Raw genomic sequence first — 22,120 nt, 5'->3', positions numbered from 1 at the left:
GTATAACTTCCTGCCCGCCTTCGGCTGGAACGCATCATACCATTTGTCAAGATTGCGCACCACCCGGCCGGCGCGGCAAATCCACCAAAGTTTTATGCACCAGACGCAAATGACTTCGATCGGCGTCGCCATTTGGCACTGATGCGCCAACGCCAGAACCAAGCAGCGATGAAATATCCAACAACGGCCATCACAATCGAAATAATTGCAAGTCCCGCGATTCCCTGCACCAGTGCAAGCGGCGCTTCATTCCACACATAATCGCCCCAGGCGGACAATGGCGCAGATGTCTCAATCAGTTCGTAAAACCGGGCGGAGCCATTGTTTAAACGCAGCACCGATTCTCCAACATAGACCGATCCGAACAATATGAACGGGGTGGTTGCCGGCATGCTGAGAAAGGTCATGGCTGCTCCGATGGGGATATTGGCCCGAAACGGCAGCGCCAAAAGCGCAACTCCAGCAATTTGCACACCGGGTATCAAAAGAAAAATCCCGACCAGCAAGCCAAGTGCTACCCCGCGTGGCACCGAACGCCGCGTGAAACGCCACAATGCCGGGTGGAAAACACGCTGCGCAAACGGACGCAGGAAACGGCTGCGTTCAAAACTGTCACGCGTCGGCGCTTGCTTATGCAACCAGATGTTAAATTTGCTCATCCACGATCCCGCATTATGCGTCCCTGCTCCCGTTTCCAGTCGCGTTCTTTTTCTGTGGCCCGTTTGTCAGGGGCCTTCTTGCCCCTTGCCAAGGCCAGTTCCACTTTTGCCCTGCCTCGGCCGTTGAAATAAATCGACAGCGGTACAAGTGTCATACCCTGCCGCATCACCGCTCCATGCAGCTTATTTATTTCACGGCCGTTAAGAAGCAACTTGCGTGGACGTTTTGGCTCGTGATTATTTCGGTTTCCGTGGCTGAATTCTGGAATATTGGCATTAATGAGCCAGATCTGGTCATCACGCACCTCGGCGTAGCTTTCAGCAATTGAACCTTCGCCAAACCGCAGCGATTTAACTTCAGTACCCGTGAGGACAATGCCCGCCTCATATTTGTCATCAATATAAAAATCGTAACGCGCCCGCCGGTTTTCCGCGACAGTTTTGACTTTATTGAAAGCTTCGGGCTTCGGACGGGCCATCAGATAAGACCCGCATTTTCCAAGGCGGCATCAACCTGACGGCGACTCGCCTCACTTGGCGGAGTCATTGGCAACCGCAATTCTGTAGGAAACCCGTCAATTACACGCGACAGCGCATATTTGATTGGTCCCGGCGAGGCGTCGGAAAACAGCGCCAAATGAAGCGGGTACAACTTGTCGTTCAACTCACGTGCCAGATTGTAATCACCTGATGCGCATGCCGCCTGGAATTCGGCGCATAGCTTGGGCGCGACATTTGCAGTAACTGAAATGCACCCTTTTCCACCTGCCGCGTTGAAAGCGAGCGACTGTTCGTCAACGCCGGACAACAGACAGAAGTTCGGACCGCAGGCCAAACGGTGGTCTGTGACGCGAGGCATGTCCCCGCTTGCGTCCTTGATGCCGATGACGGTGGGTAGTTTTGCGAGACGGGCGACAGTCTCGGGCTTGATATCCGTCACGGTCCGCGCAGGAACATTGTAAAGCACGATCGGCAAATCGTTCTTTTTGGTCATATGTTCAAAATGGGCGTAAATGCCCTCTTGATTGGGACGATTATAATATGGTGCCACGACAAGTCCCGCGGCAGCACCACTTTTCTTCGAAAAATTAAGGTGCAGAATTGCGTTGTTGGTGTCGTTAGATCCACAACCAGCGATAACCGGAACCCGCCCGGCGGCCTGCTCGATACACACTTCAATGACTCGATGATGCTCTGCGTTGGACAGCGTTGATGCTTCGCCAGTAGTACCCGCAGGCACAAGCGCGCTTGAACCTTGCTCGATTTGCCAGTCGACTAACGCACGAAAGTGCTTTTCGCTAAACGCTCCGTCGCAAAAAGGAGTCACCAGAGCCGGTATTGAACCCGAAAACATAAATTGTAACTTTCATTCTGGCCCATAGGGGCCCCTATGGGCTATATAGTCGTTTGTTCAGCACCTGATAAGGATGGCGCACATAAAATGTCCAGCATGGTAAAGCATCTCATTTCCGCATCTGTACTGATTATTCCTTTTACAGCGTCAGCCTCAGCGCAGCAATCTGACGGGGTCGTTTGGCAGAGCGGGACCGGCAACGGGCAAATTTCACCGCCCGCAGGTCAACCCGTAAGCTCGTCAGTCGTTTACGACCCAAGCGAAGGAAAAGTCCCTGCGGCTATACAACGCTGGAAAATGTTGAGCGCTCCTGGAAATTACAGCTTCAACGACTATGCGTCATTTTTAATGCTCTACCCCGATTGGCCTAACACCGATGACATGCGGAAAAAGGCGGAGCAGGCCATTAACCCCCTGTCCTATTCGCCCAGCCAGGTAGTTGCATATTTTGATCGCCTGCCTCCGGTTACAAACGCTGGACGGGCAAAATTTGCATTGGCGCTCGAGTCTGTCGGAGACAAGGCGCGCGCTGAAGCGCAGGCACGCGAAGCCTGGCGTGGCGGTGCGCTGGATGACCAAGACGAAGCCCGCGTATTCCGAATTGCAGGCAGCAAGCTTACATCGGCAGATCATGATGCCCGCGTCGACCGGCTCTTATGGTCCGGCGCAACACGCGGCGCGGAAAGGTGGATAGCCTATACTTCGCCGCAGCGCCGACCAGCCTTATCCGCTGCCCTTGCGACACGCCTGAAAGCCCCGGATGCGGACCTGAAGGTTCAGGAAGCCGGTGCATCTGCCAATAACGAGGCAAGCCTGATTGCGGCGCGGGTCGACGCCATGCGAACATCGGGTAACACCATCGTAGCACGTCAGTTACTAGCAAATCGTGGCAATCTTGTCGCCCCGGTACCAGTGCTCAAGGATTGGTATCAATTGCTGCTAACCCATGCCCGGGCAGCGGAAAATGACGGTCAGTACGATGTCGCATACCGGATTGCTTCGCGAGTTGATGATGCCATTCCGGCTGGCTTGGTCATGGTTGATCAAGACCTTACTACGCGTGACCGATATACCAGCCTGACATGGTTGGCAGGGTCGATCGCAATGGATCGGCTTAGCCGCCCGCGCGATGCAGTAGCAATGTTCGAACGTTACGCGTCGGCCGCGAAAAGCCCGCAAACCCGCTCCAGGGGCCTCCACTGGGCCGGTAAGGCAGCAGCGAAGGCCGGAGACCAATCGAGCGCAACGCGCTATCATGAGCAGGCCGCTGCTTATTATGAAAGCTTCTTCGGCCAGTTGTCATTGGAACAGCTGCGCCGTCCATTGCCGCAGGTGCCACGCACAACAATAACGACCCCTGTGCTTGTCGAAGGAAGTGTGCCGACTATCCATCTGGCAGCTGCGCTTGCCGCAAAATATGGTAGTTGGCGGGACCAAAGCAATTTTTTCCGGTCCATTGCACGACACGCTAGCAAACGTGACGAATACGCAGCTGCCGTTGGCCTATCGCAAAAATTGGGCCGTCCCGATCTGGCCGTCATGGCCGGGCGCGCCGCTCGGGCGGATGGTATTCCGGAACTGCTCGGCAATAGCTACCCAACGGTCAATATTCCGGCAGCGCACAATCGTACTTGGACACTTGCCCATGCCATTATGCGCCAAGAAAGTCAGTTCGACCGCGCGGCCGTCAGCCATGCAGGCGCCCGCGGGCTAATGCAATTGATGCCCGGAACCGCGCGCGAGACGTCGGGCAAGATTTCGATGGCCTATCGCCCGGATGCGCTGACAGTGGACACTGATTACAACATCGCGCTCGGTGCCACCTATATTGAACGGATGCTCGATTATTACGGCGGCAGCTACCCCCTCGCGATTGCTGCCTATAATGGTGGGCCAGGCAATGTTAACAAATGGCTCAAGGCTTATGGAGACCCGCGCACTGGAAGTATTAATATCATGGACTGGATTGAAAAGATTCCGCTCAGTGAAACGCGGGATTATGTATATCGCGTTCTGGAAAACGCCGTGATGTATGACCATCTTCATCCCGAAAGAGCCCGTGTTCGGTCAGCAACACCACTCAGCACTTATCTGGGGAAATCGACGCCAGGTTAAGGTGAGCTATTCTTATTTCGCACCGTCCAGCCCAGGTGAATCGCGCACTGTTTCACAGTCTCTCGACTGCGATCTACATCAACGGCTAAGGCAAACGGATGGCCGAACGTACAAACCCTATCACAGCTGCCGGTTTTGCAGCCTTGCGCGAACGCTATGAGCAGCTGTTCGTCATTGATCGCCCAGCCGTGGTGGAAATTGTGCATTGGGCTGCGGGTAACGGCGACCGGAGCGAGAATGGGGATTACATCTATGGACGCCAAAAACTGCGTGCAATCGACCGGGAGCTCGGCCAGCTATCTAAAAAAATGAAAGTTGCGCAAATACTCGACCCGGCGAAGCAAGAGGATCGGAGCCGAATATTCTTCGGCGCTTGCGTGACAATCGCCGATGCGCATGACATACAACGAACGATCACCATAGTCGGCGACGATGAAGCTGATGCGAGTAATGGCCGAATTGGCTGGAACGCGCCGCTCGCCCGGGCATTACGCGGTGCGCGCGTAGGAGACGTGAAAACCGTGACTTTGCCCACTGGCCCGAAGGAATGGGAAGTGGTTGAAATCGACTACCCTTTGGGTGAATAGCCTATTGTCTTTTGGGCCAAAGCGAGGATTTGCGGGTCAGCGTCCGGAAACGCCTGCGGCACACTTTTCTCCAACTCGTGAATCACATGCTTAAGCACAGCAATCCGCGCAGACTTCTGGTTGTTGCCGTCGATAACCGTCCATGGTGCCCAATGCGTGTTGGTGCGTTTGAACATGTCCTTTAGCGCTTCAAGATAATCACCACGCTTTTCGCGATTGCGAAAATCCTCTGCGGTGACTTTCCACCGTTTGGCCGGATCGTCCAGACGCTCGGTCAACACTTTGTCCTGCGTATCAGCTGTAACATGCAGAAAGATTTTGATGATCCTCGTGCCGATTTCCCCCTGACGTGACTCAAATTCGTTGATCTCGTCATAGCCGCGGTGCCATTCGGCCTCGTTACAAAAGCCCTCCACGCGCTCAACGAGCACGCGACCATAATGACTACGGTCCCAAATGCTGATTTCCTGCTTACCGGGCAATTTGTTCCAAAAACGCCAGAGGAAATGCTTGTCCTTTTCCTCTGTGGTTGGGGCAGAAATTGGAAAGACCTGATAATAGCGAGGATCGAGCGAAGACGTCAGGCGCTTGATTGCACCCCCCTTGCCCGCCGCGTCCCATCCTTCAAAAACGATTAAAGTCCGCGCGCCATGCAAAATATGCAGCGCTTGCAGTCTCGACATTCGATCCTGAAGGTCCTTCAGATCGCTGTCATATGTTCCGTCATATTTCTTACCGGATTCAAACTGAGAAAGATCAATGTTCATGCGCGCTTTCCAGCATCTATTGCGCACACAAACAAGCGAAAGCGCGCCGCTGTCCCCAAAAGGGACAGGGCGCTACCATGATCTTATTGTCAATGTCAGGCCTTGGACGGCTGCTCCACTACACGAATATTCAATTCCCGCAGTTGCTTAGCCATAGCAGGCGACGGCGCGCCCATCAAAAGGTCTTCGGCCCGTTGATTCATCGGGAACAGCGTGATTTCGCGCAAATTCTGCACGCCGCACAATAGCATCACCATCCGGTCGACGCCTGCGGCCATCCCGCCGTGGGGTGGCGCGCCAAACTGGAATGCGCGGTACATACCGCCAAAGCGCTCCTCAACATCTGCCTGCGTCAACCCTGTCAATTCAAAAGCCTTGACCATCAAATCGGGATGCTGGTTCCGGATCGAGCCCGAGGCAAGCTCATAGCCGTTGCACACCATATCATATTGATAAGCCTTAATGGTGAGCGGGTCCTGCGTTTCGAGCGCCTCCAGCCCGCCCTGGGGCATCGAGAAGGGGTTATGGGCAAAGTCGACCTTTTTGTCTTCCTCGCTCCATTCGTAGAATGGGAAATCGATGATCCAGCAAAAACGGAAAGCGTCTTTTTCAATCAGGTCAAGCTGCTCACCAGTCCGCGTGCGGGCAGCGCCCGCAAGCTTCGCCGACTGCTCTTCTTTTCCAGCGGCAAAGAAACAACCGTCATCTGGACCAAGGCCAATGGCTTCGTATAACTTTAACATGCCCTCTTCGCCATGGTTCTTGGCAATAGGCCCACCGAATTCCCCAGCCTTGCGGGTGACATAGCCAAGACCGGCATGCCCCTCGCTGCGCGCCCATTCATTCATGTCGTCGAAAAATTTGCGGCTCTTGTCAGCTGTCTTGGGGGCGGGAATTGCGCGGACAACCCCGCCGCCATCGACGATGCGTTCAAACAGGCCGAAGCCGGATATTTTGAAATGTTCAGTGACGTCGTGGATGATCAGCGGGTTGCGTAAGTCGGGCTTGTCGGTACCATAATCGAGCATTGCTTTGGAATGCGGGATACGCGGGAACTGGCCAGCAGGAGTAACCTTTTTGCCATCAGCAAATTTTTCGAACACGCCTGCCATGACGGGCTCCATCGTGTCCCACACTTCCTCCTGCGTGACGAAACTCATTTCGAGATCAAGCTGGTAAAATTCGCCAGGCAAACGGTCGGCGCGCGGGTCTTCGTCGCGGAAACACGGAGCGATCTGGAAATAACGATCGAATCCGGCAACCATCAATAGTTGCTTATACTGCTGTGGCGCTTGAGGCAGAGCGAAAAATTTGCCCGGGTGGATGCGGCTCGGCACGAGAAAATCGCGTGCGCCTTCGGGGCTAGAAGCGGTCAGAATTGGCGTTGAATATTCCGTAAAGCCAATATCTTCCATCCGGCGGCGCGTTTCGCGAATTATCTGCGTACGCTTGACGATGTTGGCGTGCAAAGTTTCACGGCGCAAATCGAGGAATCGGTACTTCAGGCGCGTTTCCTCAGGATATTCCTGCTCACCCGCCACAGGCAATGGGAGTTCATCGGACTTGCTCAACACGGTCACGCTGCGGGCGAAAACCTCGATCTGGCCAGTGGGCAGATTGGCATTCACTGTCCCCGCACTGCGTGCTTTTACCTCGCCGTCAATGGTGATGACGCTTTCAAGGCGCAACGCTTCCAGAATTGGCAAGGCTGGGCTATCGGTGTCGGCGACAATCTGCGTCATCCCATAATGGTCCCGCAGATCCACAAACAATACACCGCCATGGTCGCGCTTACGGTGGACCCAGCCCGACAGACGGACGGTTTCCCCCACATGGGAATCGCGAAGTTCGGCGCATTTGTGCGTACGATAGACGTGCATTGTTCACTCAATTCAAAAAAGCTGTGGAAAGCGCGCCTGTCAACAGTGCAGCGGCACTTTGTCAAGTCGCGAATGGGTGCTACGGCAATGCGCAATGCAGATTCACCCACTTATCACCGACAGCAAACGTCTCGCCGAACTGTGCGCACGGCTTGCACAATCGCCATTTGTTGCGGTTGATACCGAATTTATGCGGGAAAACACATATTATCCCGACCTGTGCCTCATTCAACTCGCGGACGTCAACGAAGCTGCGGCGATTGACCCGAAAGCCGAAGGTTTAGACCTGACACCGATGCTTGGATTGCTGTGCGAGAATGAGGACGTCTTGAAGGTTTTCCACGCCGGTGGGCAGGATATCGAGATATTTTTCAACCTGACGGGCAAAACCCCGCACCCCATGTTCGACACGCAAATTGCCGCAATGGCATTGGGTCAGGGCGAACAGATTGGTTATTCAAACCTTGTGGACCTTTGGATGGGAATTCAATTGGACAAGGGCGCGCGCTTTACTGACTGGTCGCGCCGACCATTGGACAAGCGCCAAATCGATTATGCCATCGCCGACGTCACCCATTTGTCAGCTATCTTCCCGATGATGCTGGAAAAGTTAAAGACAACGGGTCGCGGCGCGTGGCTGAATGACGAAATGGAGCGCATTTCGGATGCGGCAAACTATCGCAATGATCCCGAAAATGCTTGGTCGCGGATCAAGGTGCAGTCACGCAAACCTGAAGTGCTTGGCCGACTTCAAGCAATGGCCGCATGGCGTGAGAAAGAGGCGCAGCGCAAAAACATTCCGCGCGGACGGATCATGAAGGATGAAACGCTGGCCGATATTGCCGCACATCCACCCAAAAGTCAGGCCGACCTGCCTAAGGTACGTGGCCTGTCGCCCGCATGGCGCGATAATGAAATCGGCGCGAGATTGATTGCGGTGATTGAGGCCAGCCAGCCCATGGCGCGAGATAACATGCCCGACCGCGGGCGGTCATCACCAGGTGGTGGCAAGGACGGATCGCTGGTGGCAGACCTTTTGAAATTGTTGCTGAAAATCCGCTCGCGTGAGATAAACGTCGCTCCTCGCCTGATTGTGCGAACGGAAGAGTTGGAGCGGCTAGCCGCTGGAGAACGTGAGGACCTTGAAGTGTTGACTGGATGGCGTTTTGAGCAATTCGGACGCGATGCTCTGGACCTTGTTGAAGGGCGACTGGCTTTTGCAGTCGTGAACGGGAAACTAAAAATGACCCTGACGCATGAAGAAGACATGGTGCGCGAAACAGCGTGCTGAATTAACTTTCGAGAACCTTTCTTACCAAAGTCAGGTTAACCGGCGCATTTTCTGCCAAAGCCATAGCGTTTGCGGCGCGTGCAAATTTCTCGATGGCGACATAGGTCCGTTCTATCCGCCGCTTCACATAACTTAGGGCATCGATACTTATCGCGGCACCCCGATCTGCGAGCTGCTTTTGTAGCAATTGTTCAATCATCTCGTCGTCCGGCGGGGCAATCTCCAGCAACAGGGCCGCGCCCAATCTGGACTGTAGATCGGGCAGTGAAATGTTCCACTCTGCAGGCCGCCATCGCGAAATCAGCAGCAGTGGAATTCCGCTTTCCTGAGAGCGGTTCCACGCGTTAAACAAGGTCTCGGCAGGGCTCGCTTCTGCTTCGTCGATGACAGTGCCGTTCTGTCCCGAAAAATATTGTGCCATCAATGATTTCCCGGAACGCCCCGGGCCCGTCAGAATCGCACAGCGGTTGGCCCAACTGGCTGCGCTGGAAAGCCCCGCAAATGCCGAAGCGTTGCACTGAGTGATGATCAGGCTGGACGATGCGCCGCCGCGCAATTCGTCCAGGGGCAAAGCAATTTGTCGCATGAAGCCGCTATATGCGCTTACGGTCTGGGCTGAGGCGCAGATGGCGCAGGGGGGACAGACTCCCGTGGGGCCTGTGCTTCGGGCACGATTGATTTAACGACCTCATCTAGCGAGGGCGCGGCTGTTTCAACCTGCAGGGAGCTACTTTCATCCACTAAAGCGCCGTCATCCATCTGGCTTTCCAGATCCTCATCCTCGACAACTTCAGGCTCGAGCACCAGCGACGCATCTGCACGCAGCCGTCCTGACGCGAAAGCCGACTGGAACAGTTCGTCCATCCGCACCACGGCCTGATCCATCATTGCAGGAATACCCGCGCTGCTGGTGGTACGGAGCGTAAACGAACCCAAAAACTTGTTATCCGGGCCGTAACGCGCGGAAAAGCGGCCAATGACGGGGCCGCCAGGCCACTGCCGCTCAATTCGTGCAATAGGAATGATGACGTCGGCCGCACCAAACTGGTCGAGGATCGTGCGCCACCAAATACGGCTGCGTCGTTCTGGCTGGCCAGCGTTAAGCAAAAGCGATTCGCCGCCCGCACCGCTTGGGCGTACATAATCGATGGTGCTATCTGCCGTGCGATATTTGGCCCAGCTGCGCTGCCATGATGTGCGCTGTTCGAAGACTGTAGGTGCGCCTGCCGAATAGGTAACTGGCAGTAATAACAAAGGAGCTGAGCGCCGAGTCACACCGCTAACCCCAAGCAACTGTCCGGCGCGCGCGCGGTCAAACAGCACACCAAGCTTGGCGACATAACGCCGCGGGCCAATTTGTTCCTGCTCCACGACAATGGCCGCCGTAATGCCATCAAGTGTCGAATCGGAAAGGCCGGCCCCGGCGCTGCCATGAGTTTTACGCCATAATGCCGCCCATGCGATCCGCTGTGCTTCTTCCCAGCCCTTTTGTCGCGCTTCAAAGGCGTTTTTGCCGATTACATTGACCGAAACACCCGTAACTTCAAAATCGCCGGCGCTGGCAATCGGCGCGATACCGCGCTTTGGCCCTTCGATTTGCGCAACGACAATTCCGCCGCCAACCAGCGCCAACGGTAGGCCGATTGCTGCAACACGGTACCAATTTCTACGCGAATTTGTCATCGGGGCACCTTTACGCGACATAGACGTGGAATTCCAAGCCTGTTCTCGCTAACGGCGACAAATGGACGCAAAAGATCAAAACCCAGAATCCTACACATACGCCAAGGCGGGTGTTTCCATTGAAACCGGCAATGCACTGGTGCGCGCAATCGCGCCACTGGCAAAAGCAACGCGCCGTGCAGGGGCGGACGCCGACCTTGGCGGTTTTGGCGGGTTCTTCGATTTGAAAGCAGCAGGGTTTAATGACCCATTGCTCGTTGCCGCTAATGATGGTGTCGGAACCAAGCTTAAACTCGCGATCGAATCCGGGCGGCACGATGGCGTCGGCATCGATCTGGTCGCGATGTGCGCGAATGACTTGATTGTTCAAGGCGCAGAACCACTCTTTTTCCTTGATTACTACGCGACCGGTAAGCTCGACAATGATGTTGCAACATCCGTTGTGGCCAGTATTGCAGAAGGCTGCAAGATGGCCGGATGCGCGCTGATTGGCGGCGAGACAGCCGAGATGCCAGGCATGTATGCCGCAGGCGATTATGACCTAGCCGGTTTCTGTGTTGGTGCAGTTGAACGTGACCAAGTCCTGACCGCCGACAAGGTCGTGGCGGGTGACGCGATTTTGGGGCTCGCTTCATCTGGTGTGCATTCAAACGGCTTTTCACTGGTGCGCAGACTGGCAGCCGACAAAGGCTGGAAGTTGGACCGCCCCGCCTTGTTCGATCAGAATGTTATCCTTATTGATGCCTTGATGGCGCCAACGCGAATCTATGTGAAATCGTTGCTGCCTCTCGTGCGTACAGGAAAAATCCATGCGATGGCGCATATTACCGGCGGTGGTTTGCTGGAAAACCTTCCCCGCATTTTGCCTGATGGCCTGCATGCGCACATCGATGCTGATTCATGGCAACAGCCACGCCTAATGGCGTTTTTGCAAGCGCAGGGACATATTGAACCTGAAGAAATGGCGCGCACATTCAATTGCGGTGTTGGGATGGCCGTCGTGGTTGCGCAATCAGATGTTGCGGATGTTACCGCAGCGCTGGAAGCAGCCGGCGAAACGGTTTACAAAATTGGCCATATCGCTGCTGGCGACAAAGGCTGCACCGTTACTGGCTCAGTCGAAACATGGAGTGCGCAATCCGGTTGGATTGCGACCTATGCTGTCTAAACTGCCCTCTCCGTTCGTGCCGAGTATCGTCGATACATTAGGTGAGCACGCACTATGGATCGGCATCTTTACTGGGGTCGATGCAAACGGGAATTGGGTTTTGGGAAGTGACTAAAACTAAGGTAGCCGTGCTCATCTCTGGTGCAGGCACCAACATGGCCGCGTTGTTGTATGCTGCAAAACTTCCCGATTGCCCTTATAAAATTGTTCTGGTTGCCAGCAATAACCCCGAAGCAGAGGGTCTGAATATCGCGGCAGCCGAAGGCGTTCCCACATACGGAAAATCGCATGTCGGGCTGAATCGCGTTGATCACGATTTGATCATCCATGACCAAATCACCCAAGCTGGGGCGACTTACGTTGCGTTGGCGGGATATATGCGAATATTGTCTCGCGATTTTGTCGAAAAATGGGACGGGCGCATGCTCAACATCCACCCCTCCCTTTTGCCCAAATACAAAGGCCTCAACACTCACCAAAGCGCCATAAACGCCAAGGAGTGCGTTGCAGGTTGCAGCGTGCACCTCGTCACTGCTGAACTGGACGACGGCCCGGTGCTCGGCCAGATCGAAGTCACTGTTTTGCCCGGCGACACCGCAGAGTCTCTCGCCGCCCGAGTCAAAATGGCTGAGCATCAATTATACCCCAAAATACTGGCGGAATATGTCGTTCGTGAAACCAATCCGGAATATTTAATATTGCAGGTCCGCAAGCTGGCGCTGGCCCAGCCGGAAGCACATGAAGTCTTGTCCCACGGCATGCCCTGTTTCGGCATCATTGGCGGTAAAAAGTTCGCTTATGTCTCCGTCGACCATCACGGCGACGGCAAAACTGCGCTACTCGTCAAGATCAGCGGTGCGGAAGAACAGGGCATGTTGATCGACAGCGACGGCGAACGATATTATCGCCCTGCATATTTTGGCGATGGTTGGGTCGGTATCAGGCTGGATTTAGGGGACACGGATTGGAACCATGTCGGTGATTGGATCGCCAAAAGCTGGCGCGCGGTCGCGCCGAAGAAACTGGCCAAGCTAATGGATGTAGCAGCAGATTTCTGAGATTACTGGTGGGCGCTAGCAGCACGAGAATGCGGAATATCCACAAAACTCTCGCCGCTCTGCAACCATATTGGTTTTTCGGCGTTCTGGTTTTGAATGTCGGCCACGCAATCAACACTTACCCTTGATCGTTCTGCGGCCGGAACTTCCGCTGCCGCGCCCGTTTTATCTTCAGCAAGGATACAGCGACTAAACCGCCTGTTGGAACTTGCATGGGAGCGCGGCTGGTCGCAGCGTCCAGACCTTGATCCGGATAAAATACTTCGCGCAGGCGCAATTGGACTTAACATAAAAGGTTTCCCTGATTATAGTGAATGGACCGGACGCCTTTGGTCCCTGACTTCGGCTATTGGGGAGGAGGCCAGACTAAATCCGCTAGGCCAGACCATCGCATATGGCCAACTCGTAAGAATGGTTCGCCAAAGGATGAGACTGGAAATCCTTTGGAAACATCATCCGGAAATATTAGAGTTACCCGTCCCTCCTCCAATCATCGTTCTTGGCCACATGCGCGCCGGCACAACGCGGATGCAACGTATGATGGCGAGCGATGACCGGTTTTCGGCCACACGCTTTTGTGACAGCTGGCACCCTGTGCCACCTCGTTGGCTTGACTGGCGTCCCGCAAAGGCTTGGGCAATTTTGAAAGCTATCAGTTTATTAAACCCCCAGTTTTCCAGCATCCATCCGACATCAGCCACCGCTGTCGACGAGGAAATTGGCTGGCTTGGCCTCGGGTTTTCCAGCACGCCATTTGACGCGCAATGGCACATTCCGTCTTTTGTCGCAGCCAACAACAGAAAAGACGCCGCTCCCACTTACCGGCTATTGAAACAGCTTATTCAAACCCATCAATGGCACGAGAAAGGCCAGCCTCGTCCGCGCGTGTTGAAGGTGCCTCAATTCATGGAAGATATCGACGCACTATTGTCGGTGTTTCCGGAAGCCCGGATAGTGCATGTTACGCGGGACCCGCGCGAAGTTGTTGGGTCAACCTGCTCACTTGTTGCCAATCAGCGGCTAATTCAAAGTGACGATGTCGATATGGCCGAACTAGGCCTTGAGTGGCTAACGCGCACCGCCCTGCGTGAGAGAGTCGCAAAGAAGAGGCTCTCGAAACATAAATATCCTGTGGTCGAAGTTGGCTACGACCAAATGGATCGTGATTGGCGCTCTTCGATGCGAGAGGTTTACCGCAGTCTCGGCCTCGGTGTTACCGAAAAAATACTCAATGGCATGAAACGCCGCCATGGCAACCACAGAGCGGGGAGCGACCCGCATTGTTATCGTCTGGAAGATTTCGGCCTAAATGCTGGTATCGTGAGCAGAGCATTTCAGCACGTGGGAGGAAAGACGGATTTATTGTCCGTTAACAGCAGCCCCTCATCAAAAAAGACTGCACCCCTGCTGAGAGGGTGCAGTCATAACATCATGATCTATATGAATTATCCAACAATTTCGTCAGGCTTGAAGAAATAGGCGATTTCAACCGCTGCGTTTTCGTCGCTGTCTGAACCGTGAACGGTATTGGCTTCAATACTTTCGGCCAACTCTTTGCGGATCGTGCCAGGCTCGGCATTTTCAGGGTTGGTTGCACCCATGATGTCGCGATTGCGCTGCATGGCGTTTTCACCTTCAAGCACTTGAACGACCACGGGGCCGCTGATCATGAATTCAACGAGTTCGCCGAAGAAAGGACGCTCTTTGTGCACAGCGTAAAAGCCCTCGGCCTGCTCACGCGACATGTGAATCCGCTTGGAAGCGACGACGCGCAGGCCAGCTTCTTCAAGCATTTTAGTCACGGCGCCTGTCAGGTTGCGGCGGGTTGCGTCAGGTTTGATGATTGAAAAGGTGCGCGTAATCGCCATAAAAAGCTCCTAACTTTAAGGGGGAATTGGGCGCGCCTCTAACGTTGCTTGCTGTTTAGTGCAAGTGTTATGGCCCTTGCATCCATTTGCCGCCGTCCTGTTTCCAGTAACGCCGATCCACACCGACCCCTAGCGTGCGCCACGCGGCGCGTGCGTTGTCGGTCTTGTTCGGCGGAAAGAGATAGAAGACTCGGTCAAAGTCATGTTCGACCATTCTCCAATTCCCATCTGCAATGGCCAGAAACCGCGCACCGTTTGATGCATCGGTTTTATCCGACAGCAATATGGGCTGCAGGGCATCATCGGCTTGGCCTGATCGGGCATGTGCCAAAAAGCTATCTGCCCTCGATGTCCACAGCGCCAACGATATCGCATCCAACTGTGCGCTGTCATCACTCACAATCAGCAAGCGCCCTTTATCGTCCAGTACGCGCTGGGCAATAAAGGGAAGCACTTTTTCAGCAGGATCGCGGGTTAGCTGGTAAAAGTCGACCTGCATGATGAGGCTAATTCAGCCTTCAAAATTGTCGGCGACAAAGCGGTCAAGCAAACGGACACCAAAGCCGGTCGCCCCTTTGTCCCACACGGCACCAGCCTTATCGGCCCAAACCGTACCTGCGATATCCAAATGCGCCCATTTCACACCGTCCTTGATGAAACGGCCAAGGAATTGGGCGGCAGTGATGGAGCCTGCGCCTTTGCCGCCAATGTTCTTCATGTCGGCAATCGGGCTATCGATCATCTTGTCATAAGCCTTGGACAACGGGAAACGCCAAAGCGGGTCGCCCGAAGATTTGCCAGCGGCTGTCAGCTTATCAGCTAGCTCATCACTATTTGAGAAGAGCCCAGCATATTCACTGCCCAGCGATACGATGATCGCGCCGGTAAGTGTTGCCAAATCGACGATATACTCTGGATTGAACTTCTCCTGTACCCAGTGCAGCGCATCGCAAAGCACCAGACGTCCTTCTGCGTCAGTGTTCAGAACCTCGATGGTTTGCCCCGACATGGACGTTACAACATCGCCTGGTCGCTGCGCATTGCCATCGGGCATGTTCTCCACAAGGCCGCATACGCCAACCACATAAGCCTTTGCTTTGCGTCCCGCCAATGCCTTCATGGCACCAGCAACGGCACCAGCACCTCCCATGTCCCACTTCATATCTTCCATACCAGCAGCGGGCTTGATAGAAATGCCGCCAGTGTCAAAGGTCACACCTTTGCCAACCAACGCAACTGGCCGCTCGTGGGTGCCGCCTGTGCCGTCCCACTTCATCACCAACAGGCGTGCCGGTCGACGCGAACCCTGCGCAACGCCGAGCAATGCGCCCATGCCAAGCGCTGCCATATCCTTGTCGTCAAGCACACTGATTTCTACGCCCAGTTCTTTTAAATGCTGACAGCGCTCAACAAAGCTTTCGGGATAAATGACGTTGGCCGGTTCTGTTACCAGTTCCTTGGTCAGGGCAACGCCGTCTGCAACAGCCTGATAGTTCACCCAATGGCCGCCCGCATCGGCGGGGGCAGCAACTATGGTCAGCGCTTCGACGGTTGGCTTGGAGGTCTCAGGCAATTTGGTCCGGTATTTGTCCATCCGCCAGTTGCGCAAAGTGGCCCCATAAGCGACCTCGGCGGCGTGTTGTGCAGTCAAGTTCGCAGCATGAACGGCAATATGTTTTGCGCCGGACGTCTGGACCTTCGCGATGATGTCACCGCCTGCTTTCTGGTAGTCAGCGGTGTCCCCTTCGGCAACGCCAAGCAGTACAATCCGCACGAGCTTGCCACCCTCTTCGTTAATCAACAGGAAGTTCTGTCCAGCGGAGCCGTCAAAACGCGCAAGCTTGGCGGTCGCGTGTATGATGTCAGCTTTTTCCAAAGGAAAGTGGAAATCAGCAAATGTGCTTTTGGTGACGATAAATGCGAGCACATCGGCATCTTGGGGGCGTGCATCGGTAAAGTTGATCTTCATGGAATTAAACAGCCTTTCCGCTGGGTGTCGTCTTTGACAGTTCTATAGGCCTAATAAAGCTTCTCGTTAAAGCAAAAGATGGCCCAATGTGGCCATCGGTTAACCGCAAATACAGCGATACGCGGCAACATGGGTGGACCCACGGCAATAGCGGCTATAAAGGGCGTATCGGTTTTTATGAATATCCACGGCCCCCGCCCTTTCTTCGTTCGCATTATGCTCATGCCAATATTGCTTGGGTGCGCATCGATGTCGACCATTGCCCTGGCCCAAACCGGGGCTCCGGTTGCGGCTGACGAACAGGCCAGTGACCAGATCGGGTTTTCCGCAGCGGTCGTCGAATATGATTCCAACACAGAAATCGTCACAGCAAAAGGCGACGTCATAGCCAATCGCGAGGGCTATTTCGTGCGTGCCGATACGATTGTGTGGAACCGCAATAGTGGCGAGGTTGTCGCCGAGGGAAACATCCGTGCCATAGGACCAGACGGTGACGTTGCTTATGGTGACAGGATTGAACTGACTGACGCGCTGAAAGACGGCGTCATCAATAATATGTTGGTTGTGCTGGCTGACGAAAGTCGGTTGGCCGCCAATCGCGGGTCACGCAAAGACGGTGTCTACACCCTTGATTATGCAGCCTATACGGCATGCAAGGTAGAAACTGCAGATGGCTGCCCCAAAAAGCCGAGCTGGGAAGTCAAGGCCGTTAAGGTCGTCTATGATCCTGCAAAAAAGCGCGTCGTTTATGAAGGTGCGCGAATTGAGCTTTTCGGTTTGCCAGTTATCCCGTTGCCCTTTTTATCGCATCCCGTGGATGCTGAGGCGGGCAGCGGCTTTCTTGTCCCAAGCATCGGCTTTTCTCGCAACAATGGCGTGGAACTTGAACAGGCTTACTATTGGCGGATGGCGCAGAACCGGGATCTGACCGCCGCCATAACTGCTTTTTCAAACGCAGCCCCTTTGGGACGGGTCAATTTCAGGTCGCTTGAGAAAAAAGGCGCCATCGATATCACTGCCTATGGCACCTACAGTAATCGTATTAGCACGAGTGGCGCTAAAATTCCCGTCGGTGCAAACGTGTTTCGTGGATATCTGGAAGGCGCTGGGAAATTTCAGTTTGATCCTTATTGGTCCGTTTCGGCCTCAGGCCGCTACGCATCAGACCGTACATTCCTGCGCCGGTATGACATTAGTCGCGACGACAGGCTGCGTTCGACCTTTTCTGCTGAGCGTATTGATAATAATAGCTATTTTTCGCTGGCCGGTTGGGCGGTGCAAACGCTACGGACGGGGGATCGGCAGGGTCTGGCACCCATCGCTCTACCGGAAATCGATTATCGCCGTCGCATGGAGGCGCCCGTGATTGGGGGCACAATCCAGCTTCAAGCGAACAGCTTGGCGATTGGCCGTACAGAAGGTCAGGACACCCAGCGCGCGTTTGCCGCCGCCAAATGGGACCTGCGCAAAATTACGGGACTGGGTCAGGAAGTGACCTTCACGATGCTGGCGCGCGGCGACCTGTATCACAGTGACGAAAATGCAAGCACGCTGACTGATATTTACCGGGGTGATTCAGGTTGGCAGCACCGTGCCATTTTCGCCGCGGCGGCCGATGTGAAATGGCCGTTTGTGGGCCAAGCCTTTGGCGGCACGCAGATTTTTACTCCAAGAGTGCAAGTGGTGGCTGCACCCTCAATATCCAATCTTAAAATTCCGAATGAAGATTCACGTGCCGTTGATTTGGAGGACAGCAATCTGTTCGCCCTAAACCGTTTCCCCGGTTACGACAGGTTTGAAGATGACTATCGTATCACTTACGGCTTTGACTGGTCTCTGCGAAAGTCGGATTTCACGGCCGATATAAATTTGGGCCAAAGTTACCGCCTGTCGAACCGCGCGTCGATTTTCCCGGATGGTACAGGGCTTTCCGACAAGGCCTCCGATTTTGTTGGCCGGACCGAATTTCGTTTTAAAAACATTGTAAATCTGACTCACCGGTTCCGATTGGACAAGGATAATCTCGCCATCCGCCGTAACGAAATTGACGCGACTATCGGCTCAAAGGGCACATATTTGCAGGCCGGATATCTCAAGTTAAACCGCAACATTGGCCCCACGGTCGAAGATTTGGCAGACCGTGAGGAAATTCGTCTCGCAGGCCGCGTTCGCGTTGCGCAATACTGGTCAGTATTTGGTTCGACAATTGTTGACCTTACAAACACCAAAGAGGACCCGACGAGCCTGTCGGATGGCTTTGACCCCATTCGTCACAGGCTTGGTGTGTCATATGACGACGACTGTTTATCGTTAAGTCTATCGTGGCGACGGGACTATCAGCCCGTAGGCGATTCGCAACGGGGCAACAGCTTCCTGTTCCGTCTGGCGTTTCGCAATCTGGGTGTGTAAGGCAACAATAATTAATTTCCGGACGGGCAAAATGTCGCTCATCTGCTGTTCAGCAGCGAATGGCTAACTGGCTGCCCAAGCCGATTGTATACTGGATAATCATCGATGAAATTACTCAAGCGTTTGTCCCTTGCTGCCGTGCTTGTTTCCGCCACGGCACTGACACCGCTGATTGCCCAAACTGTCACCGATAACGTGGCACCAGAGGCCAGTCTCGCCATACCGGACGGACAACAGCTGTTCGGCAAAAATGATCCTAATGTGCGGCGCGCAACGGCACAGGTGAACGGCGAGATCATCACCGGAACCGACATTGATCATCGTCTCGCGCTGATCGTCGCGGCCAATGACAACAAATTGCCGCCTGAAGAGTTGGCCCGGTTTCGCGCGCAGATCCTTACCAATTTGATCGACGAAACGTTGCAGATACAAGAAGCAAAGGCCAATGAGATTGAAGTGACCGACGCTGAGGTGAATCAATATTTCGACCGCGTTGCTCAACAGAATTTCAACCGCCCGGCAAGCGAAGTGGAAAAATATCTGGTTTCGATCGGCGCATCGGTTGCAACGTTGAAGCGCCAGATTAAGGGCGAATTATCATGGAGCCGGTTGCTTTCCCGCAATGTGCGTCCATCGGCGAATGTCAGCGACGATGAGGTCAATGCCATTATCGAACGTATCAAGGCAACGAAGGGAACGACCGAATATCGACTTGGCGAAATTTATTTGTCAGCTACGCCTGAAACACTGCCGGCGGTCACGGAGAATGCGAAAAAAATCATCGATCAGCTTCGCCAAGGCGGCAATTTCGTTGCCTATGCTCGGCAATTTTCGGAAGCTTCGACGGCATCGGTTGGTGGCGATCTTGGCTGGCTGACGCTTGGGCAATTACCGCAATCGCTGGCAACTGCAGCAGCCGGTATGAATGCGAACGAGGTTCAGGCAGTTGCATCCCCCGGTGGGATTTCGATCCTCCTCATGATCGACAAGCGCCAAGTTGCGACTTCCGATCCGCGTGACTCGGTGCTGAGCCTGAAGCAAATTGCAATCACTTTTCCCAAGGGGACTACCGAGGCCCAGGTAACGCCCTTGGTAAGGAGATTTAGCGAAGAAACGCAGATGATAACGGGTTGCGGCGCAGCAGATGAAATGGCGCGCAAACTGGGTGCTGATGTCGTCAACCGCGACGGTATCAAAATCCGGGACCTGCCTGCACCGTTACAGCAAGTGATGTTGGACTTGCAGATCGGTCAATCCACACCGCCTTATGGATCCTTGGAGGACGGCGTTCGCGTATTCGTTCTGTGCGGACGTGATGCCCCTCAAGAGGCTGCGTCGGAGAGCTTTGACGAAATCATGTCGCGGTTGGAAGAAGAACGGGTTAACAAACGCGCTCGGATATATCTGCGCGATTTGCGCCGCGACGCTGTCATCGAATATAACTGATGCGGCCCGGCCGACTGGAACTGCCACTGGCCGTTTCGGTCGGTGACCCGGCTGGTATCGGGCCTGAAATCATTGGTAAAGCATGGGAAGCGCGTCGTTCTGCGAGATTGGCGCCCTTCTTTGCTATTGGCGACATCGCAAGCTTTGCGCCGCATTGGAATGGACCGGTTATCCGTATCGACGACCCAGCGGATACATTGGAGCATTTTGACAATGCCTTGCCGGTCATTCATCTGCACAACTGCATTTCGGTTGTTCCTGGAAGGCCCGATCTCGACGGTGCGCATTGCGCTTTTCAGGCACTCGAAATGGCAGTTGGCTTCGCCCGTGCGGGCAGTACTGCAGCGCTTGTCACCGGCCCGGTTTCCAAATCACAGCTGTATGCCGTTGGCTTCACCCATCCGGGCCAAACAGAGTTTATTGCCGAACGCTGCGGTATTGCAAAAAACAACGCGGTCATGATGCTCGCTGGTCCCGATTTGCGCGTGGTACCCATGACAACGCATATCCCGCTAGCCGAGGTAGCGGGGAAGCTTGACGGCAGGCTTATACGTCAGCGCTTGCGCGCAACCGCCAAGGGCCTTCAACGGAATTTCGGCATTATGAATCCTCGGCTCGCTGTTGCCGGCTTCAACCCACATGCTGGCGAAGCTGGCAATATGGGTCGCGAAGAGCTGGACATATTTGAGCCTGCCATTGAGCAGATCAAAGCAGAAGGGTTTAATGTTATTGGCCCCTTGCCCGCCGACACCATGTTCCACGCCGAAGCGCGCGCCCATTATGATGCCGCTTTATGCGCCTATCATGATCAGGCGCTTATTCCGTTGAAGACAATCTATTTTCATGAAGCCGTGAATATTACACTTGGCTTGCCAGTTGTCCGGACGTCTCCTGACCACGGAACGGCGTTTGGAATTGCGGGTGAAAACAAGGCACTGCCATATTCTATGATTGCAGCAATAAAAATGGCGGAATCCGCCGCTCTACATCGGCTCGCTGCGGCTGACTGCGGCTAATGCCGGCATCCTTGCCTCCACTTCGGGAAGTTATTGCCCGCCACGGTCTATCCGCCAGTAAGGCTCTGGGACAAAACTTTCTTTTTGACGAGAAGCTGCTCGACCGCATTGCTGCCATACCGGGCCCTTTAGCCGGTGAGCAGGTGTACGAGGTAGGGCCGGGCCCGGGCGGTCTGACCAGAGCATTATTGCGTGCAGGGGCGAATGTACTCGCCGTGGAGCGTGACCACCGCTGTCTACCAGCCTTGGCGGAACTCGCAGAGGCATTTCCCGGTCAGTTACGCCTTATTGAAGGTGACGCGCTGAAAATCGATCCTTTCGTAGAGATTGGCGCGCCGTTTCACATCGTATCCAATTTACCGTATAATGTCGGCACGGCACTTGCCGTTGGCTGGCTCGGTGGCAATGAATGGCCTCCAGCTTGGAAAAGTCTGACGCTGATGTTCCAGCGCGAGGTTGCCGACAGGATCGTTTCATCGGCGGGCACTGGCGCGTTTGGTCGCCTAGCGATTTTGGCACAATGGAGATCGAACGCATCAATTGCCATGCCGGTTCATCGGTCAGCATTCACGCCGCCGCCCAAGGTTATGTCCGCCGTAGTGCATATCACGCCAAAAGAGGCGGCGCGTGGGGTCAAAATGTCGGTTTTGGAAAATCTGACTGCTGCCGCATTTGGTCAAAGGCGCAAGATGCTCCGGCAAAGCCTGAAGGGAGTTCCTGGTGCTTTGGAAGCGCTACATAAAACTGGCATAGCCGAAGACCGGCGGCCCGAAACCGTTAGTATAACCGAATGGTGCGCGCTCGCCCGGGAAGTCGGATAGCGTACACGCCGGGGGTGGCCCTTTCGATC

20 protein-coding genes are annotated in these 22,120 nt (G+C 54.6%); 10 read left to right on the top strand and 10 right to left on the bottom strand.

All coding sequences use genetic code 11. The annotated features are described in order from the left end of the window. Positions 1-92: 92 nt before the first annotated feature. From ACK4S7_RS05965 to dapA, 3 genes are read right to left on the bottom strand one after another with little or no spacing between them, the layout of a single operon-like run. On the bottom strand, positions 93-659 hold the full coding sequence (locus ACK4S7_RS05965; RefSeq protein ID WP_409645111.1) for a DUF2062 domain-containing protein: 567 nt from the start codon (positions 657-659) through the stop codon (positions 93-95). After that, on the bottom strand, positions 656-1,138 hold the full coding sequence (gene smpB / locus ACK4S7_RS05960) for an SsrA-binding protein SmpB (protein ID WP_409645110.1): 483 nt from the start codon (positions 1,136-1,138) through the stop codon (positions 656-658). Before smpB ends, ACK4S7_RS05965 begins: the two co-directional genes overlap by 4 nt. Then, entirely contained in the window at positions 1,138-2,013 is an 876-nt protein-coding gene (gene dapA, locus ACK4S7_RS05955; RefSeq protein WP_409645108.1) for a 4-hydroxy-tetrahydrodipicolinate synthase, read from the bottom strand. Before dapA ends, smpB begins: the two co-directional genes overlap by 1 nt. Positions 2,014-2,100: 87 nt before the next feature. Between dapA and ACK4S7_RS05950 the strand changes: the two genes are divergently transcribed. Then, positions 2,101-4,128 carry a lytic transglycosylase domain-containing protein gene (locus tag ACK4S7_RS05950; protein ID WP_409645107.1) on the top strand — a complete coding sequence of 676 codons (2,028 nt, stop codon included), beginning with the start codon at positions 2,101-2,103 and terminating at the stop codon, positions 4,126-4,128. Between the two features lie 98 nt (positions 4,129-4,226). Beyond that, complete coding sequence (locus ACK4S7_RS05945) at positions 4,227-4,715, top strand: GreA/GreB family elongation factor (RefSeq protein WP_409645106.1); 489 nt, start codon at positions 4,227-4,229, stop codon at positions 4,713-4,715. Here ACK4S7_RS05945 and ACK4S7_RS05940 read toward each other — a convergent pair. Together ACK4S7_RS05940 and aspS are read right to left on the bottom strand one after the other, a co-directional pair. Then, positions 4,697-5,482 (bottom strand): polyphosphate kinase 2 family protein, encoded by a 786-nt coding sequence (locus ACK4S7_RS05940; RefSeq protein WP_409645105.1) that lies wholly within the window; start codon positions 5,480-5,482, stop codon positions 4,697-4,699. The two genes, ACK4S7_RS05945 and ACK4S7_RS05940, sit on opposite strands and share 19 nt — an antisense overlap. Positions 5,483-5,577: 95 nt before the next feature. Next, positions 5,578-7,362 carry an aspartate--tRNA ligase gene (gene aspS / locus ACK4S7_RS05935; RefSeq protein WP_409645104.1) on the bottom strand — a complete coding sequence of 595 codons (1,785 nt, stop codon included), beginning with the start codon at positions 7,360-7,362 and terminating at the stop codon, positions 5,578-5,580. A gap of 94 nt (positions 7,363-7,456) precedes the next feature. Here aspS and rnd point away from each other — a divergent pair, with 94 nt between their 5' ends. Continuing rightward, complete coding sequence (rnd, locus tag ACK4S7_RS05930; protein WP_409645103.1) at positions 7,457-8,653, top strand: ribonuclease D; 1,197 nt, start codon at positions 7,457-7,459, stop codon at positions 8,651-8,653. 1 nt (position 8,654) lies between these two features. Here the strand turns inward: rnd and ACK4S7_RS05925 are convergent, their stop codons facing one another. Further along, positions 8,655-9,239, bottom strand: a complete 585-nt coding sequence (locus ACK4S7_RS05925) for an ATPase (protein ID WP_409645101.1) — start codon at positions 9,237-9,239, stop codon at positions 8,655-8,657. Positions 9,240-9,256: 17 nt separating this feature from the next. Next, positions 9,257-10,336, bottom strand: coding sequence for a heavy-metal-associated domain-containing protein (locus ACK4S7_RS05920; RefSeq protein ID WP_409645100.1), 1,080 nt, complete (start codon positions 10,334-10,336; stop codon positions 9,257-9,259). 61 nt (positions 10,337-10,397) lie between these two features. On the opposite strand from ACK4S7_RS05920, the gene purM reads away from it, so the two are divergent. From purM to ACK4S7_RS05905, 3 genes are all read left to right on the top strand, one after another. Further along, entirely contained in the window at positions 10,398-11,504 is a 1,107-nt protein-coding gene (gene purM / locus ACK4S7_RS05915) for a phosphoribosylformylglycinamidine cyclo-ligase (RefSeq protein ID WP_409645099.1), read from the top strand. A gap of 107 nt (positions 11,505-11,611) precedes the next feature. Then, positions 11,612-12,562: a phosphoribosylglycinamide formyltransferase gene (purN, locus tag ACK4S7_RS05910; RefSeq protein WP_409645098.1), complete on the top strand. Its 951-nt coding sequence runs from the start codon at positions 11,612-11,614 to the stop codon at positions 12,560-12,562. Between the two features lie 96 nt (positions 12,563-12,658). Next, positions 12,659-14,041, top strand: coding sequence for a sulfotransferase family protein (locus ACK4S7_RS05905; protein WP_409645097.1), 1,383 nt, complete (start codon positions 12,659-12,661; stop codon positions 14,039-14,041). Here ACK4S7_RS05905 and ndk read toward each other — a convergent pair. The 3 genes from ndk to ACK4S7_RS05890 form a co-directional block, all read right to left on the bottom strand. Continuing rightward, positions 14,008-14,430, bottom strand: coding sequence for a nucleoside-diphosphate kinase (gene ndk, locus ACK4S7_RS05900; RefSeq protein WP_409645096.1), 423 nt, complete (start codon positions 14,428-14,430; stop codon positions 14,008-14,010). The two genes, ACK4S7_RS05905 and ndk, sit on opposite strands and share 34 nt — an antisense overlap. 67 nt (positions 14,431-14,497) lie before the next feature. Further along, on the bottom strand, positions 14,498-14,929 hold the full coding sequence (locus tag ACK4S7_RS05895) for a DNA polymerase III subunit chi (RefSeq protein WP_409645095.1): 432 nt from the start codon (positions 14,927-14,929) through the stop codon (positions 14,498-14,500). A gap of 12 nt (positions 14,930-14,941) precedes the next feature. Beyond that, positions 14,942-16,399, bottom strand: a complete 1,458-nt coding sequence (locus tag ACK4S7_RS05890; protein ID WP_409645094.1) for a leucyl aminopeptidase — start codon at positions 16,397-16,399, stop codon at positions 14,942-14,944. Positions 16,400-16,648: 249 nt separating this feature from the next. Here ACK4S7_RS05890 and ACK4S7_RS05885 point away from each other — a divergent pair, with 249 nt between their 5' ends. The 4 genes from ACK4S7_RS05885 to rsmA all read left to right on the top strand — a co-directional run bounded on the left by ACK4S7_RS05885 (position 16,649) and on the right by rsmA (position 22,091). Next, positions 16,649-18,808: an LPS-assembly protein LptD gene (locus ACK4S7_RS05885; protein WP_409645093.1), complete on the top strand. Its 2,160-nt coding sequence runs from the start codon at positions 16,649-16,651 to the stop codon at positions 18,806-18,808. Between the two features lie 105 nt (positions 18,809-18,913). Then, on the top strand, positions 18,914-20,254 hold the full coding sequence (locus ACK4S7_RS05880; RefSeq protein WP_409645092.1) for a peptidylprolyl isomerase: 1,341 nt from the start codon (positions 18,914-18,916) through the stop codon (positions 20,252-20,254). Then, a complete protein-coding gene (pdxA, locus tag ACK4S7_RS05875; RefSeq protein ID WP_409645091.1) occupies positions 20,254-21,270 on the top strand; it encodes a 4-hydroxythreonine-4-phosphate dehydrogenase PdxA in 1,017 nt (338 codons plus the stop codon). Before ACK4S7_RS05880 ends, pdxA begins: the two co-directional genes overlap by 1 nt. Continuing rightward, positions 21,270-22,091 (top strand): 16S rRNA (adenine(1518)-N(6)/adenine(1519)-N(6))-dimethyltransferase RsmA, encoded by an 822-nt coding sequence (gene rsmA, locus ACK4S7_RS05870; protein ID WP_409645090.1) that lies wholly within the window; start codon positions 21,270-21,272, stop codon positions 22,089-22,091. The genes pdxA and rsmA overlap by 1 nt, the downstream gene beginning before the upstream one ends. Positions 22,092-22,120: the final 29 nt, after the last annotated feature.

The organism is Sphingorhabdus sp., from assembly GCF_046292425.1.
Taxonomy (GTDB): Bacteria; Pseudomonadota; Alphaproteobacteria; order Sphingomonadales; family Sphingomonadaceae; genus Sphingorhabdus_B.
This window is presented reverse-complemented; position numbering and strand designations above follow the sequence as displayed.

Excerpts from the sequence above, each read along its gene's own strand:
- rnd (WP_409645103.1), top strand. The coding sequence starts at position 7,457 with ATGCAGATTCACCCACTTATCACCGACAGCAAACGTCTCGCCGAACTG.
- ACK4S7_RS05950 (WP_409645107.1), top strand. The coding sequence starts at position 2,101 with ATGTCCAGCATGGTAAAGCATCTCATTTCCGCATCTGTACTGATTATT.
- ACK4S7_RS05925 (WP_409645101.1), bottom strand. The coding sequence starts at position 9,239 with ATGCGACAAATTGCTTTGCCCCTGGACGAATTGCGCGGCGGCGCATCG.
- pdxA (WP_409645091.1), top strand. The coding sequence starts at position 20,254 with ATGCGGCCCGGCCGACTGGAACTGCCACTGGCCGTTTCGGTCGGTGAC.
- ACK4S7_RS05890 (WP_409645094.1), bottom strand. The coding sequence starts at position 16,399 with ATGAAGATCAACTTTACCGATGCACGCCCCCAAGATGCCGATGTGCTC.
- ACK4S7_RS05940 (WP_409645105.1), bottom strand. The coding sequence starts at position 5,482 with ATGAACATTGATCTTTCTCAGTTTGAATCCGGTAAGAAATATGACGGA.
- ACK4S7_RS05885 (WP_409645093.1), top strand. The coding sequence starts at position 16,649 with ATGTCGACCATTGCCCTGGCCCAAACCGGGGCTCCGGTTGCGGCTGAC.
- ACK4S7_RS05895 (WP_409645095.1), bottom strand. The coding sequence starts at position 14,929 with ATGCAGGTCGACTTTTACCAGCTAACCCGCGATCCTGCTGAAAAAGTG.
- ACK4S7_RS05880 (WP_409645092.1), top strand. The coding sequence starts at position 18,914 with ATGAAATTACTCAAGCGTTTGTCCCTTGCTGCCGTGCTTGTTTCCGCC.
- ACK4S7_RS05945 (WP_409645106.1), top strand. The coding sequence starts at position 4,227 with ATGGCCGAACGTACAAACCCTATCACAGCTGCCGGTTTTGCAGCCTTG.
- ndk (WP_409645096.1), bottom strand. The coding sequence starts at position 14,430 with ATGGCGATTACGCGCACCTTTTCAATCATCAAACCTGACGCAACCCGC.
- dapA (WP_409645108.1), bottom strand. The coding sequence starts at position 2,013 with ATGTTTTCGGGTTCAATACCGGCTCTGGTGACTCCTTTTTGCGACGGA.
- smpB (WP_409645110.1), bottom strand. The coding sequence starts at position 1,138 with ATGGCCCGTCCGAAGCCCGAAGCTTTCAATAAAGTCAAAACTGTCGCG.
- ACK4S7_RS05905 (WP_409645097.1), top strand. The coding sequence starts at position 12,659 with ATGTCGGCCACGCAATCAACACTTACCCTTGATCGTTCTGCGGCCGGA.
- rsmA (WP_409645090.1), top strand. The coding sequence starts at position 21,270 with ATGCCGGCATCCTTGCCTCCACTTCGGGAAGTTATTGCCCGCCACGGT.
- ACK4S7_RS05920 (WP_409645100.1), bottom strand. The coding sequence starts at position 10,336 with ATGACAAATTCGCGTAGAAATTGGTACCGTGTTGCAGCAATCGGCCTA.
- aspS (WP_409645104.1), bottom strand. The coding sequence starts at position 7,362 with ATGCACGTCTATCGTACGCACAAATGCGCCGAACTTCGCGATTCCCAT.
- ACK4S7_RS05965 (WP_409645111.1), bottom strand. The coding sequence starts at position 659 with ATGAGCAAATTTAACATCTGGTTGCATAAGCAAGCGCCGACGCGTGAC.
- purM (WP_409645099.1), top strand. The coding sequence starts at position 10,398 with ATGGACGCAAAAGATCAAAACCCAGAATCCTACACATACGCCAAGGCG.